Origin of the sequence: Bacillus carboniphilus, assembly GCF_020524035.2 — a bacterium.
In the GTDB taxonomy this organism is placed as follows: Bacteria; Bacillota; Bacilli; order Bacillales; family JAIVKR01; genus Bacillus_CC.
In genome coordinates, this window is the sequence record NZ_CP129013.1 from 313565 (window position 1) to 327155 (window position 13591).

The 13591-nt window shown below is 34.7% G+C and carries 12 protein-coding genes and 2 pseudogenes; 9 read left to right on the forward strand and 5 right to left on the reverse strand.

The genetic code is table 11. The features are described from left to right. Window positions 1-219: 219 nt before the first annotated feature. From mecA to pepF, 4 genes and pseudogenes are all read left to right on the forward strand, one after another. Window positions 220-888 (forward strand): adaptor protein MecA, encoded by a 669-nt coding sequence (gene mecA / locus LC087_RS01610; RefSeq protein ID WP_226538762.1) that lies wholly within the window; start codon window positions 220-222, stop codon window positions 886-888. Between the two features lie 107 nt (window positions 889-995). Beyond that, a complete protein-coding gene (locus LC087_RS01615) occupies window positions 996-1178 on the forward strand; it encodes an H-type small acid-soluble spore protein (protein ID WP_226538763.1) in 183 nt (60 codons plus the stop codon). Window positions 1179-1442: 264 nt separating this feature from the next. Next, window positions 1443-2516: a competence protein CoiA gene (locus LC087_RS01620; RefSeq protein ID WP_371932639.1), complete on the forward strand. Its 1074-nt coding sequence runs from the start codon at window positions 1443-1445 to the stop codon at window positions 2514-2516. Between the two features lie 80 nt (window positions 2517-2596). Beyond that, window positions 2597-4416, forward strand: a pseudogene (pepF, locus tag LC087_RS01625) (oligoendopeptidase F). A gap of 762 nt (window positions 4417-5178) precedes the next feature. On the opposite strand, the gene LC087_RS01630 reads toward pepF, so the two are convergent. The 4 genes from LC087_RS01630 to LC087_RS01645 form a co-directional block, all read right to left on the reverse strand. Beyond that, the gene (locus tag LC087_RS01630) at window positions 5179-6063 is read right to left on the reverse strand and encodes a ClpXP adapter SpxH family protein (protein ID WP_226538765.1); all 885 of its coding nucleotides are present in this window, start codon (window positions 6061-6063) and stop codon (window positions 5179-5181) included. After that, window positions 6060-6479, reverse strand: a complete 420-nt coding sequence (locus LC087_RS01635) for a globin domain-containing protein (protein ID WP_226539054.1) — start codon at window positions 6477-6479, stop codon at window positions 6060-6062. The genes LC087_RS01630 and LC087_RS01635 overlap by 4 nt, the downstream gene beginning before the upstream one ends. Window positions 6480-6732: 253 nt before the next feature. Further along, on the reverse strand, window positions 6733-7311 hold the full coding sequence (locus tag LC087_RS01640) for a lytic transglycosylase domain-containing protein (protein WP_226539055.1): 579 nt from the start codon (window positions 7309-7311) through the stop codon (window positions 6733-6735). 73 nt (window positions 7312-7384) lie between these two features. Next, a complete protein-coding gene (locus LC087_RS01645) occupies window positions 7385-7957 on the reverse strand; it encodes a CYTH domain-containing protein (RefSeq protein ID WP_226538766.1) in 573 nt (190 codons plus the stop codon). 115 nt (window positions 7958-8072) lie between these two features. On the opposite strand from LC087_RS01645, the gene LC087_RS01650 reads away from it, so the two are divergent. The 4 genes from LC087_RS01650 (at window position 8073) to LC087_RS01665 (ending at window position 10901) form a co-directional block, all read left to right on the forward strand. Then, window positions 8073-8444 carry a UPF0738 family protein gene (locus LC087_RS01650; RefSeq protein WP_226538767.1) on the forward strand — a complete coding sequence of 124 codons (372 nt, stop codon included), beginning with the start codon at window positions 8073-8075 and terminating at the stop codon, window positions 8442-8444. 50 nt (window positions 8445-8494) lie between these two features. Then, the gene (locus LC087_RS01655) at window positions 8495-9130 is read left to right on the forward strand and encodes a GTP diphosphokinase (protein ID WP_226538768.1); all 636 of its coding nucleotides are present in this window, start codon (window positions 8495-8497) and stop codon (window positions 9128-9130) included. Beyond that, the gene (locus tag LC087_RS01660) at window positions 9054-9941 is read left to right on the forward strand and encodes an NAD kinase (RefSeq protein ID WP_226538769.1); all 888 of its coding nucleotides are present in this window, start codon (window positions 9054-9056) and stop codon (window positions 9939-9941) included. The genes LC087_RS01655 and LC087_RS01660 overlap by 77 nt, the downstream gene beginning before the upstream one ends. Window positions 9942-10022: 81 nt before the next feature. After that, window positions 10023-10901: an RluA family pseudouridine synthase gene (locus LC087_RS01665; RefSeq protein ID WP_226538770.1), complete on the forward strand. Its 879-nt coding sequence runs from the start codon at window positions 10023-10025 to the stop codon at window positions 10899-10901. A 277-nt stretch (window positions 10902-11178) separates the two neighbouring features. Here LC087_RS01665 and prpE read toward each other — a convergent pair whose 3' ends face one another. Continuing rightward, window positions 11179-11910, reverse strand: coding sequence for a bis(5'-nucleosyl)-tetraphosphatase PrpE (gene prpE, locus LC087_RS01670; RefSeq protein ID WP_226538771.1), 732 nt, complete (start codon window positions 11908-11910; stop codon window positions 11179-11181). A gap of 308 nt (window positions 11911-12218) precedes the next feature. Between prpE and mgtE the strand changes: the two are divergent. Beyond that, a pseudogene (gene mgtE / locus LC087_RS01675) lies at window positions 12219-13581 on the forward strand (magnesium transporter). Window positions 13582-13591: the final 10 nt, after the last annotated feature.

Here is a 13591-nt window from a genome sequence, read left to right on the forward strand (position 1 = left end):
AAGGTTTTTTTATTTCTTTATTGCCCTTTTTGTCATACAATAGGAGTACAAGATAATATGGTGTCCTTAATTTTTGGAGACAGACTAGAGTTATAGAACAAGAAAAGGCTTTCTTGTTTATCACAGAGAGTCCACTTGGTAGCTTTTGTTTGTGCAGTCTTGTCTTTAATAGGGGGTTCATATCCCTTCAATTTGAAAATGAGAAGGGAAGTGTATAAAATGGATATTGAACGTATTAATGAAAATACTGTAAAGTTTTATGTTTCATATGTCGATATAGAAGACCGAGGATTTAATCGTGAAGAAATATGGTATGATCGCGAAAGAAGTGAAGAGTTGTTTTGGGATATGATGGATGAAATTTCTGAAACAGAAGGATTTAAAATTGAAGGGCCCCTATGGATTCAGGTACATGCCATGGATAAAGGACTTGAAGTGGTTGTAACAAGAGCTCAAGTTTCAAAAGATGGACAAAAATTAGAGCTACCGATTGCAGATGACAAGCTAAAGTCTGTACCAGTAGATGAAAATATTGATTCAATACTAAATAAATACTTTAACACTTCATCAGATACTGAAGAGGACATAGAAGAATCTGATCAAGAACAGTTAGATATTATGCTCATATTTGATGACTTTGAAGATTTAATTTCATTAGCTAAATTATCTTTAGAGGGATTTAATAACTCTCTATTTTCATATAATGACAAGTATTATCTTTATATCGAGTTTAACGATGAAGACGATGATGATTGGATTGAAGATCAATTAAGTCGCTTATTAGAGTTTGGAAGTGAATCTCGAATAACTGTTCATCGGCTCCTAGAATACGGAAAAATGATCGTAGAAGATGGTGCTCTTTCACAAATAAAGCAGCACTTTTCATAAGAAGCTTCTTGAGAGAAGTTTCTTTTTTTTAAGAAAAATTTTAGTATAGTGTATTCGATCATGAAAATAATAACATTTAGGCGTTATAAATTCTGTGAGGTGATCGTATGGAGATAAATCGAGTGAGACAAATTTTATCATCATCAGCTGATATTGATGTTGAATATCAAGGGGCAGCTGTTTGGATTGATGATATTAGTGAGGATGGACTGACTGCCACTGTTCATTTAAGAGGCCCTTTAGAGCAACGTACGATTGTTCCAGTTAGAGATTTACATGAAATAAGTTAATGTCTCAAATAATTATATCATAGTTAGGCTTATGAGCTTTTAGCATAAGCCTTTTTATGATACAAAAAGAAAAATCAATTTTGCATTTTTGAAGCTGAAAAGACATTTTTTCAATAAGAAAAACTTCAAAAATGAGATAGTATCCTTCATCATTTATCAACTTTACTCTGTTGATAAAAAAGTAGGTATAGATATAGTAGTATGTATATAGTTTTTTAAGAAGGTGATCCTCTGTTTGTAGCAATAACCGATAAAGGTCATAAAATGTTCGCGGAGAGAGCGAAAAGACAAGGAATTTATTATTGCCCTGGATGTAAGCAAAATGTGCAATTAAAAAAAGGCAGTAACAGACTTCCTCATTTCGCCCATTATAAAAATAATATTTGTACATATACTCAAGAAGGGGAGTCACAGCAGCATTTAAAAGGAAAGTACATTTTGTATCACTATTTTAAAAAGCAAAAGAAACAAATTCAGTTGGAACCTTATTTTCAACAAATCAAACAACGACCGGATTTATTTCTTGTTGATGAAAGACTCGTAATAGAATACCAATGCAGTGTGATACCGACTAAGTTAATAAAACGTCGTTCTAAAGGATATGAAGAAATGACGTATAAATCAATTTGGATTATTGGGTCTCACCTCATAAATCGACTAGGAACATATCAATATCGTTTAACACCTTTTCATTGGACAATGATAAATGATTTTCCTGCAACCTCTTCTTCCTCACTATATTTTTTAGATTCTACAAGTTTAATAACCTTACACAATTTAATTCCTTTTTCAAAACAAAATGTTTTTGCACTTTCATCAAGACAATCTTTAACGAATGATAGGAGGTGGAACCTTAAAAAAGAAGCACTTTTTGAGAATTGGTGGAAGAAGGTACAAAAAAATAGACTTAAACCGATTAGACATTTATCAAGAAAAGAAAGAGAACTGCAAAGCTATTTATATGAAAATTTTCAATTATCTTATAACTGCCTGCCTTCAGAAGCTTATTTGCCGCTATCGTCAGGTTGGATGGTGGATGAGTCCGTTTACTTATGGCAATCATGGTTGTTAATGATGATTAAAGAAGAGGTAGATCCACTTTTTCGTGTAGAAAAATTACTATGGAAACTCAATGCCCTTACCATTCATTTTAGAAAACCACCTAAAGAGGCGGTCTTGGAATATTTATGTCACCTACAATATCTTAAAATCATTGATAAGGTTGGATCGAATATATATAAAAAACGCAACCCCATTATTATTAGCAATGATTTAGCAAAAAGTTTAAAAAGAGATGAACAATTGATGGATTTTTATCGAAAAAATAAGTTTACCTAGTCAAAAATCGGGCATATACATTTGCTTAAATAAAGATGATTCCTTATGATAAATATAGGAAAGGAAAGGGGTATTGAATTATGAGTGAAAAAATGACAAAAAGATTACCAAAAAGAGATGAAATCAACATAGAAGATACGTGGAGATTGGAGGACATTTTTGAAACTGATGATCAATGGAATGGAGAGTTCGCAGACGTTAAAGAACTCTTCCTAAACTTGAATCTTTCAAAGGAAAGTTAGCTGAATCTAGTCAAACTTTATTTGAAGGTCTGCAATATGCTGATGAAATTTCAGAAAGAATTGAAAAACTTTTTACATATGCACATATGAGGTACGACCAAGACACAACAAATTCTTTTTATCAAGGATTGAATGATCGTGCAATGAGTTTGTATTCACAAGTTGCAAGTGCTACGGCCTATATGATTCCCGAAATTTTAGACATCGATGAAAGTAAGTTAACAAACTTTTTAGAAGAAAACCAAGAGTTACAATTATATGCTCATGCATTAGATAAAATAAATAAAAAACGACCACATGTTTTGAGTGCTGAAGAGGAAGCCATAATCGCGCAAAGCTCTGAAGTATTTGAAGCATCCAGCAATACATTCGGTGTGCTTAATAATGCCGATCTTCAATTTCCATCAATAGAGGATGAAAATGGGGAAGAAGTCCAAATAACCCATGGGAACTTTATTCGTTTTTTAGAAAGTGAAAACCGTTCTGTACGTGAGAAAGCCTTTAAAGCGGTTTTTAATACGTATAGTGATTATAACAATACGTTCGCCTCTACTTTGAATGGAGCAGTAAAGAAAGATAATTTATATGCAAGACTAAAAAAATACGAAAGTGCAAGACAGGCAGCGTTAAGTGTTAACGATATTCCTGAGAAAGTTTACGATCAATTAGTCACAACAGTGAATAAATATTTGCCTTTATTGCACCGATATGTTGAGTTGCGTAAAAAAGTATTGGGTGTAAAAGAGCTACATATGTACGATTTATATACACCTTTAATAAAAGAGGTGGATATGAAAGTTACGTATTCAGAAGCAAAAGACTTGTTATTAAAAGGATTAAGCCCAATGGGAGACGAATATTTAAGCATCTTACAAAAGGGATTTGATGACCGCTGGGTAGATGTTTATGAAAACAAAGGCAAACGAAGTGGAGCATATTCTTCTGGGGCGTACGGAACAAACCCTTATATCCTAATGAACTGGCAAGATAACGTTAATAACTTATTTACGCTTGCCCATGAGTTTGGCCACTCATTGCATAGCTATTATACACGTAAAACGCAGCCGTACACTTATGGAGACTATTCTATTTTTGTAGCTGAAGTTGCCTCGACAACAAACGAAGCTTTGTTGAGTGATTATTTATTAAAAACGTTAGAGGATGATCAAAAGCGTCTCTATATTTTAAATCATTACCTTGAAGGATTTAGAGGGACGGTTTTCCGTCAAACGATGTTTGCGGAATTTGAGCTTGAAATTCATACAAGAGCCCAAAATGGAGAACCTTTAACTCCGCAATTATTAAGTGAGATTTATTATGATCTTAATAAAAAATATTATGGAGAAAACATGGTTGTAGACGAGGAAATTGCAGTTGAGTGGGCCCGTATTCCTCACTTTTACTATAATTATTACGTCTATCAATATGCAACTGGTTTTTCAGCTGCAACTGCTTTAAGTGAGCAAATTTTAACTGAAGGAAAGCCAGCTGTTGAACGATTTGTAGAATATTTAAAGGCAGGTAATTCTGATTATCCAATTGAGGTGTTAAAGAAAGCAGGAGTTGATATGACCACTTCAGAGCCTATAGAAAAGGCTTGTAAAGTGTTTGAACAGAAGTTGAATGAAATGGAGAGCTTATTGCAAAGGAACAGCTAATTTTGTGAGTATCTAACTGCTCTATAGAGAAAGCCCCCGCTTATGTTAGGACGGGGGCTTTTGTGTATCTAAAATCCTTTGAAGGTTTTTCGATGGTTAATTTGATAAAAGGTCAAGAGAATTGCGAAAAATAAAAAGATCGACGAAAGAGTGAGGGGGAATAAATCCATTAAGGCTAGTATTTGCAATCCAAAACAGATGATCCACCCGATAATGGATAGTAGCAAAACCAAGTGTTTCTTTTTCATTGCTCGTTAACCTCACTTACCTCATATAGAACTTGTTTTACTAAAGTTTATTCATATATTCATTAAAAATGACTGAAAGCTTAAGGATATTTAAAGAGGCTGTTCAAAAAGTCATGAAAAATTGCTGTCGAATAACTTTGTTGTCTCGCTATTCCACTCCTCATGTACAGAGAACGTACACTGTGGTGCTCATAGCTTCGTCGCCTCGTTCTTCTCGGCCCTTTTCCCCCTACTTTTTGAACCCTCACTTAAATAGAAAATTACTTAAAACTTGTGACAAATTAATGAACTTGAGAAAAAAACCTTGTCAAAGTTCGACATAATCTGATATGATTAATACGTGAAATTGATCACATAACAAACATTTACCCCTTTGTTTGACCGTGAAAAATTTCTCCCATCCCCTTTGTTGTCGTTAAGACATATAAAAGAAGCTATGGTTCGGTCATAGCTTCTTTTTTAATTAATTTAAGAAAGCGGTTACAAAAGTCAAACATTATAAAAATCCAGCAGATTAATCTGCTGGATTTTTATAACGCCAGAAAGTCCCATGCTTCACAGGTACTTTTTCAACTGTTTGTTTTAATAAATACTTTTTCATTTCTCTCTCGACATCTACCTCTTCCATATTGTAAACAACGGCAATTTCCTTCGTTGCAACGAATTGATAAAACTTTAAAAAAGCTTCTAATGGAGGAGTTTGTGATGGTTTAAGTTTTGTTTGTAACATTTCCTCTAAAACTTTTACGTATGTTTCATAAGAATACATCCCAGTAATTTTTAGCCCTGATTCACCATCTACTTCGTTAAAGAAAACGAGACTAGGTATTTGTGAAATTTCCATTTCAGATGTAATTTTCATATCGCATTGTAAAGCTTTTGCTGCACAATTAGAATGAAGGTCTTCTCTAAACTCCTCTAAATCTAAACCGACAGATTCTGCTATACTAAGTAAAACAAAATAATCATCTATGTTTTGCTTTTCTAAAAACAACACCTCTTGCAATTTTCTTAGGAATCGTAATCCAGATTTCCTGCCTTGTAATTCTGCCGCTTTTATTGCTATCGAAGCAGAATAAGGTGATGATATTGGATGCTCGAACCAAATGTTCCCATCGCATGACATACCAGTCCTTGAAGCTGTTTTTTCCCATACTTTTGCAAGTTCAAGGGGTTTGTGTTTTTTTGATCTATTGAGGGTATTAATTTTACCACTAACAATATATCGTAATGTGAAGAATCTGCCATACTCGATTTTTAATTTTTTAACAATTGGTTCCAACGCCCAACATTCAGGGCAAATGGGATCAATGAACATATAGATTTCTAATGGTTTCTTAGCATTGGCATGGCAATGAGAGAAGAATTGGGCAACATCGTTAGTTCTTAGTGATGTCATGCTTGATCATTTCCTCCTTCTACGCTGTTTCCACATTCATCTTTTGAATTCACCATATGATGAGCAGTTAGTGTGAGCCGATCTAATAAGAAGCTTCTAATATCATTCTCCAATCCTACTTCATCCACAGCTTGTTCCATACAAGATAACCAAGCGTTAGCTCTTGCAGGAGTAATAACAAATGGGAGATGGCGCGCTCGAAGCATTGGGTGTCCATGTTCACTTGTGTAAATAGGGGGACCACCTAAATATTGTGTTAGAAATTGTTTTTGTTTCCTAGCCGTTTCTGTTAAATCATCAGGAAAGATAGGTGATAATAATGGATGTTGCTTAACGTTTTTGTAGAATAGATCGACGAGTCTAGAAAGACGCTGCTCCCCTATTGCTTCATATGGTGTATAGGATGGTTTTGTCATGTTGCTAACTCCTTTAACTGCACACTTATTTTTACCATTCATTTTATCAATGGAATATAATTTTCTCAAATATATCACTTCGAATTTATTGAAAATAGAGCTATTACTGTAGAGACTCCATTTCCTAAGCATTTATTATCATAGAGAGTTTTTAAAAAAAGTGCAAATGAAATGTTTAGGATTAGGTGGATTCACGATGCAGGATATCATATGTTAAATGAAAAACCTTATGAGACATTTTGTCATCATAAGGTTAGCTTAAGTATGTATCTTTTACTTTAGAGACGTAATTTTGTGTTTCTTTAAACGGAGGGATTCCTCCATATTTGTCGACATTTCCTGGACCAGCATTATATGCAGCAAGGGCAAGAGAGACATCTTGATCATATTTATCAAGAAGGCTTTTTAAATATTTGGTGCCACCTTCAATATTATCTATTGGGTCAAAACGATTTTTAACGCCTAGTCCTTCTGCGGTTTTGGGCATTAACTGCATAAGACCAGCAGCACCAGCTGAACTTTGTGCATTTGGATTAAAATTGGATTCTTGTTTTATAACTGAATAGATTAGTTTTTCGTCTACCCCGTATTTTATGGCTGCTTGTTTTATTATGCTCTCAAAGTCGGTTGACTCACTTTTTATAGGTGACAAATGGGTAAATGGATTCATAGATTCTGTTGGTGCACTTTGATTATTATTTTGTTTAGAGATCAGTTCGTTTAATACTTGACCAAATGATGTTGTTGCTTGTTGAGAGGTATTAATAGAATGAGTTCCGATATTTCTTAATGCTTGTATTTCAAATAGTATTTGAAAGTCATTAATTTTCATATTTCTAGTGCCCCTTTTAAGACTTAGTTGCTGATCTTCATTATTAGTCGCCAAACGTTCGCTTCCGCTTTTCCTAGTATTTTGCTTCGTAAAAGCGTTGAATTTTATTTTTAGTTGGACGCGCTGGTATACGATGTTTACTTAGTAGAGAATGAAAGTCCACTTTTCCTTGACCATAATCTTTCACTTCAAATTCAAGTTCAAAGTCTTCTTTGTTTAAATATCGACTATAATCTAAAACAATTAACCCGTTTTTTAGTTTTTTTTCGGTTCGAAACGTAATTAATGATCCAAGGCATATAAGTTCTTGATTAATTAATGATAACTCTTTCAATTGATCAAAAACGGGTCCTTCTTTTTTTACATTTGACTGAATTGCTTGTTCAAACTCTTCATTACTTAAAGGTTGATGAGTTTCTAGTAATCCATCTTGATATGGTTGTTTTAAAGTCCATTGATAAATATCGTTCTTTTTTCTTATTCGTAAAGCTATGCCATGTTGTTTTAAAAGGAAATCTTGGGTGTCAAAATAATAATTTGTTTGTTTGAAGATTTGTTCTGTATTTATTTTATAATTTTCTAAAAGAAGCTTGTATTCTTTTTCTGTTAGCATGTTTTTAAATTCGATTTCAATTTCTTGTGTCATTTGTACTCCCTGCCTTTAGTAAAACTCTCTTTTCTTTCACCTTGATTTGTCCTACTTCTCTTATGATACAATAACATAGGAATAAATATCAGTAGAAATGTGGAAGGAGTTTCAGATGAGAACAAGACTAGAAGTGATAAAAGCAACACAAATGGAAGGGAAAATTCTTTTTCATGTTGAAGAAGATATAGAAGAAAACTTAGTAGCAACTGGTCAATTAATTACGGATCAAGATAATGTTGCTTTCATATATTTATTAGATAATGGGTCTAACTATATTTATTTATCTTTTAAAGAGCCTATTTGGTCGAAGTTAAGTGACCTAGTAACGAACGATGATAAGCCGTACATAAAGGTGGGTAAACAAGAAATTGAGTTGACTCATTTTCTTGCAGAATTACATTATTTAATTGACAATATTGACGGTAATGCTAATTATGGTGTAGAAATGGAGCAAAAAGTTAGACAATATTTTATAAATACCTAATAACATATATTGCAATTATAGTTACTCTATATTTATTTAGGGAGGGGCCAATGACATCGATTGAAAATCAGTGGGAAAATTTTCTTTCTCCATATAAACAGGCTGTTGAAGAATTAAAAGTAAAGTTAAGAGGAATAAGATCACAGTTTGAACTGACAGAAGTTCACTCGCCAATAGAGTTTGTGACTGGTCGAGTAAAGCCAATCGCTAGTATTATGGATAAGGCGAAAAGAAAAGGCATTCCTCTTAATCAAATTAATGAAGAAATGCAAGATATTGCAGGAATGCGGATCATGTGCCAGTTTGTTGACGATATTCATCATGTTGTACAAATGCTCCGTGATCGAAATGATATGGAAGTTTTAGAAGAAAGGGACTATATTGCTCACACTAAAGATAGTGGGTATAGGTCGTTTCATATAGTCACTCGTTATCCAGTTCAAGGAATGGAAGGAGAGGAAAAGATTTTAGTTGAAATTCAGATACGAACTCTTGCGATGAATTTTTGGGCAACAATTGAACATTCACTAAACTATAAATATAGTGGTAATATACCAGAAGAGATTAAAAATCGACTTCATCGTGCATCTGAAGCGGCCTATCAGCTTGATGAGGAAATGTCACAAATTCGTGGTGAAATTCAAGAGGCTCAAGTCATATTTTCTCGCAAAAAAGATACTGAATAAAGGGATGGGTGATGAAATGAAGTTTGCTGTAACGTCTAAGGGTGATGAAAAGTCTGATTTGTTAGCAAGTAAGATGAAGACCTACTTAATGGATTTCCTCCTTGAATATGATGAGGATCAGCCTGAAATTGTCATCTCTGTAGGAGGAGATGGAACGTTATTGTACGCATTTCATCGCTATCAAAACCGTTTAAAGGATACGGCCTTTGTAGGAGTTCATACTGGGCATTTAGGTTTTTATGCAGATTGGGTTCCTGATGAGATTGAAAAGCTCGTCATTGCCATTGCTAAAACCCCATATCAAGTGGTTGAATATCCTTTGCTTGAAGTTATTATTCGTCATAATTCAGGTGGTCGTGAAGCTCGTTATTTAGCATTAAATGAGTGTACGGTAAAAAGTGTAGAAGGATCTCTTGTTATGAATCTAGAGATTCGAGGACAAGGTTTTGAAATTTTTAGAGGAGATGGATTATGTATATCTACTCCTTCTGGAAGCACGGCCTACAATAAAGCGTTAGGAGGAGCGATCCTACATCCTTCCATTGAAGCTGTCCAAATTGCTGAAATGGCCTCCATTAATAACCGTGTCTTTAGAACGATTGGTTCACCTTTAATTCTACCAAGTCATCATACCTGCCTTCTAAAACCTGTGAATGATGTGGACTTTCAAATTACGATCGATCACTTGACCTTACTTCATAAAGATGTAAAATCAATTCAGTGTCGAGTGGCTAAAGAAAAAATTCGTTTTGCTAGGTTTAGACCTTTTCCGTTTTGGAAACGTGTGAGGGATTCATTTATTGCTGAATAGTGTACGATCATGAAAGAGAGGTCTTCATTACCTTTCTTTCATTTTTTTACCACTAAATCGGTTTGGAGAGGAACAAATATCATGAAATCATTCCAGTTAAATTGGGTTGTAGAGGAAGGTGGAGTACTTCTTCGCGATTTTTTCAAAGAGAAGACGGTTTCTCGATCTGCCTTAACAGACATTAAATATAATGGCGGAAAAATAATGGTTAATAATAAAGAAGTAACGGTTCGATCCATCTTGCAAAAAGGAGACAAGGTTCGATTAGTATTTCCGCCTGAAAGTCATTCTTTATCCATGCAAGAGGAAATGATTCCTTTGGATATTGTATACGAAGATGAGCATTGTTTAGTCTTAAATAAACAACCGTACATCCCGAGTATTCCATCCAGACTACATCCGAAAGGTACCATTGCTAATGGACTGCTTTTTTACTATAGAAAACAAGGGATAGATCGTACTGTTCATATTGTTACTCGACTGGATAAAGATACATCAGGACTAATGTTAATAGCTAAACATCGTTACAGTCACTCTTTATTTTCTTTGCAGCATCAGCAAAAGCAAGTGAAGAGGACTTACTATGCAATGGTTCATGGTGAAATAGAAAAAGACTTCGATGTGATTGATTCTCCTATTGCAAGGAAGGAAGGTAGTATCATTGAACGATGCATACATCCAGATGGTCAGCATGCTGTTACTTATTATAAAGTAGTAAAAAGATTTCATGATCGATCGTTCGTTCAGTTAGCACTTGATACTGGACGAACCCATCAAATTCGGGTGCATATGAGCTCAATGGGTCATCCTTTATTGGGAGATACGTTATATGGTGGTGAGAAAACGAAGATCTTAAGGCAAGCTTTGCACAGCAAGAGTTTACAGTTTTTTCACCCTATTTTAGAAAAGACACTTTATTTTGAAACGGACATTCCCGATGATATAAAATATTTGTTATGAGTGCGTGTTCAAAAAGCAGGGGAAAAAGGGCCGAGAAGAACGAGGCGACTGCTTAAAGGAACGCAGGCTAAGTTCAGTCACGTCCTGTGAAAACGCCTGCGCTAGCCCGTCCTGGGCATCGAAGCACCACAGTGTACGGCAAGGAAAGGGATCACGAGCTAAAGACGTCCCCATCCTAGGGACAACGATCGTGCTAGCCAATCCTGGCGTCGGAGCTTGGAATAGCGAGACAACAAAGTTATTCGACAGTAATTTTTCATGACTTTTTGAACAACCTCTATGAGAATCTTGTAGGATCATAAGGCATGCTAATAGCCTTTTGAAACATAAATTTCTTTTCAGGGTAACGAAAGGCAGTTAATTTATTTCCAAAAACCACGCCAGTATCAATATTATAGGTGTTATTCATCACACGTGGTTCCAAAACAGGGGTATGACCGTAAACAATCATCGGCTTTCCTTGATAATTAACTGCCCAGTCTCTTCTTTCTGGTCTACCGCTCTCTAGAATCTGACCTGTAATATCTCCATATAAAACGAAGGTTTCAATGTGTTTATTCTTTTTCCCGATGTCTTTCTCCAAAATTCCAGCATGTGTAATGACTAAGTTTTCATGATCTAAAATATGATAAAGAGACGACTCTTCATATAATTGGATAAAACTTTCTTTAATATGTTCTTGGCGAATAGGTTTTAGTTCGTTAAATTCGGCGACAGTTGTCTCAAGTCCATGCTTTTGTTGCACTGGATTTCCAAGAAAAAAACGATATAGTTTATTACAATGGTTACCCGGTGCATAAAAGGCAAGCTCTCTTTTGACAAGCTCAGTTACTACTTCGATCACCTTAATTGAGTTTGGTCCTCGATCTGTTAAATCTCCAACGAAAGCTAATTTTCTTCCATCTGGATGAATGGGAATACGATCCCATGTGTACCCCATTTGTTTTGTGAGTAAGGAAAATTCCTCATAACATCCATGAATATCACCTATAATATCTACCTTTACCATATGATCAGCTCCTCGTCCTTGTAATTGAATAGTATACGAATTATAATGCCCTAAATTTCCATCATATTGCCTTATTGAATTCTTAAATCATCAAAAATTTGGGGAGAATAAGACTTTAAAAAACAAAATATCTACAAAAAATGATATCCTGATTTTCTCGGGTTTCTAATGTTTTATTTATCATATATAGAATATTTGAAGTGGCTAAACGGGCGCTTCCTCTTTTCTTATTACTATTATTACAGACATAACCCTGGGCTTTTTGTTAAGATAATGAAGTATAGAGTAATTGGAAGGAAGGTTAAGTTATGGAGGATCAAGTTGTCTTTGATGAAAAAGCTTTAAAAGAATATTTACGAAATGAACAAATAGATCCCTTTCGTGAAGAGTTTATACAACTCCATTCTTATGACCAAGCAAAATTTTTCTTAAAACTCATAAAAAGTGATAGAATTCGTCTATATCATTATTTATCCCCAGAAGAAATGGCGGATATTTTTCAAAATATTGAAGAGGATGAAAACCCATATAAACTATATTTAGAAGAGATGGATCCTCATTTTGCTGTTGCGATGATTTCTAGCATGTATACGGATGATGCAGTTGATGTCTTAAATGAGCTTGATAAAGACCAGGTAGCCAGTTATTTATCACTCATGCAAGATGAATCGGCAAAAGAGATTCGTGAACTTCTGCATTATGAGGAATTTACCGCAGGTAGTATTATGACAACTGAATATATTGCCATTCATTCTAATCAAACGGTTCGTTCTGCCATGCAAATACTACGTAATGAAGCACCGAAAGCTGAAACCATTTATTATGTGTACGTCGTAGATGAAGAGGAAAAGCTTGTAGGTGTTATATCATTGAGAGACTTAATCGTTTATGATGATGAAACGATGATTGTTGATATTATGAGTGACAGGGTTTATTATGTATCCGTTGCTGACGATCAAGAAGAAGTAGCCAGAAAAATGAAGGATTATGACTTTTTAGCTTTTCCAGTTGTGGATTTTCAGCAGCATCTTTTAGGAATTATAACAGTTGATGACATAATTGATGTTATAGAAGAAGAGGCTTCAGAGGATTATTCAAAATTAGCGGGTGTTCCTGATGTTGACGCCTATGACAAAAGTGCTTGGGTTGCTGCGAGAAAAAGGTTACCTTGGCTAATCATACTACTTTTTCTTGGAATGTTTAATGCGAGTATTATTGGTCAATTTGAAGAGACGTTAGAATCAGTTGCTATGCTAGCGGTATTTATTCCACTAATTGCCGGGATGGCAGGAAATACAGGAACTCAATCATTAGCTGTTGCTGTCAGGAGAATTACGATAGGAGATGAGCAAAGGGATAGCTTTTGGAAATTGTTTATGAAAGAGGCTGGTACCGGGTTTATTACTGGGGGGAGTTTGTGGTATTGTAGTGACTCTTGTGATCTTCTTATGGCAAGATTCCTTCTATTTAGGAATTTTAGTTGGAACTTCTATTTTCCTTACTTTAATAGTGGCTACAATTGCAGGGTCTGTTGTGCCAATGATCATGCATCGTTTTAAAGTGGATCCAGCGGTTGCTTCAGGACCATTTATTACAACTATTAATGATATCATTAGTATCATTATTTATTTTGGTTTAGCAACTTTTTTTATAAATCAATTGCTACTATAATTGCAATATT

What these genes read in the sequence shown, in the direction of transcription:
- mecA (WP_226538762.1), top strand. Translation starts at nt 220, where the DNA reads ATGGATATTGAACGTATTAATGAAAATACTGTAAAGTTTTATGTTTCA.
- LC087_RS01615 (WP_226538763.1), top strand. Translation starts at nt 996, where the DNA reads ATGGAGATAAATCGAGTGAGACAAATTTTATCATCATCAGCTGATATT.
- LC087_RS01620 (WP_371932639.1), top strand. Translation starts at nt 1,443, where the DNA reads ATGTTCGCGGAGAGAGCGAAAAGACAAGGAATTTATTATTGCCCTGGA.
- LC087_RS01630 (WP_226538765.1), bottom strand. Translation starts at nt 6,063, where the DNA reads ATGACATCACTAAGAACTAACGATGTTGCCCAATTCTTCTCTCATTGC.
- LC087_RS01635 (WP_226539054.1), bottom strand. Translation starts at nt 6,479, where the DNA reads ATGACAAAACCATCCTATACACCATATGAAGCAATAGGGGAGCAGCGT.
- LC087_RS01640 (WP_226539055.1), bottom strand. Translation starts at nt 7,311, where the DNA reads ATGAAAATTAATGACTTTCAAATACTATTTGAAATACAAGCATTAAGA.
- LC087_RS01645 (WP_226538766.1), bottom strand. Translation starts at nt 7,957, where the DNA reads ATGACACAAGAAATTGAAATCGAATTTAAAAACATGCTAACAGAAAAA.
- LC087_RS01650 (WP_226538767.1), top strand. Translation starts at nt 8,073, where the DNA reads ATGAGAACAAGACTAGAAGTGATAAAAGCAACACAAATGGAAGGGAAA.
- LC087_RS01655 (WP_226538768.1), top strand. Translation starts at nt 8,495, where the DNA reads ATGACATCGATTGAAAATCAGTGGGAAAATTTTCTTTCTCCATATAAA.
- LC087_RS01660 (WP_226538769.1), top strand. Translation starts at nt 9,054, where the DNA reads ATGAGGAAATGTCACAAATTCGTGGTGAAATTCAAGAGGCTCAAGTCA.
- LC087_RS01665 (WP_226538770.1), top strand. Translation starts at nt 10,023, where the DNA reads ATGAAATCATTCCAGTTAAATTGGGTTGTAGAGGAAGGTGGAGTACTT.
- prpE (WP_226538771.1), bottom strand. Translation starts at nt 11,910, where the DNA reads ATGGTAAAGGTAGATATTATAGGTGATATTCATGGATGTTATGAGGAA.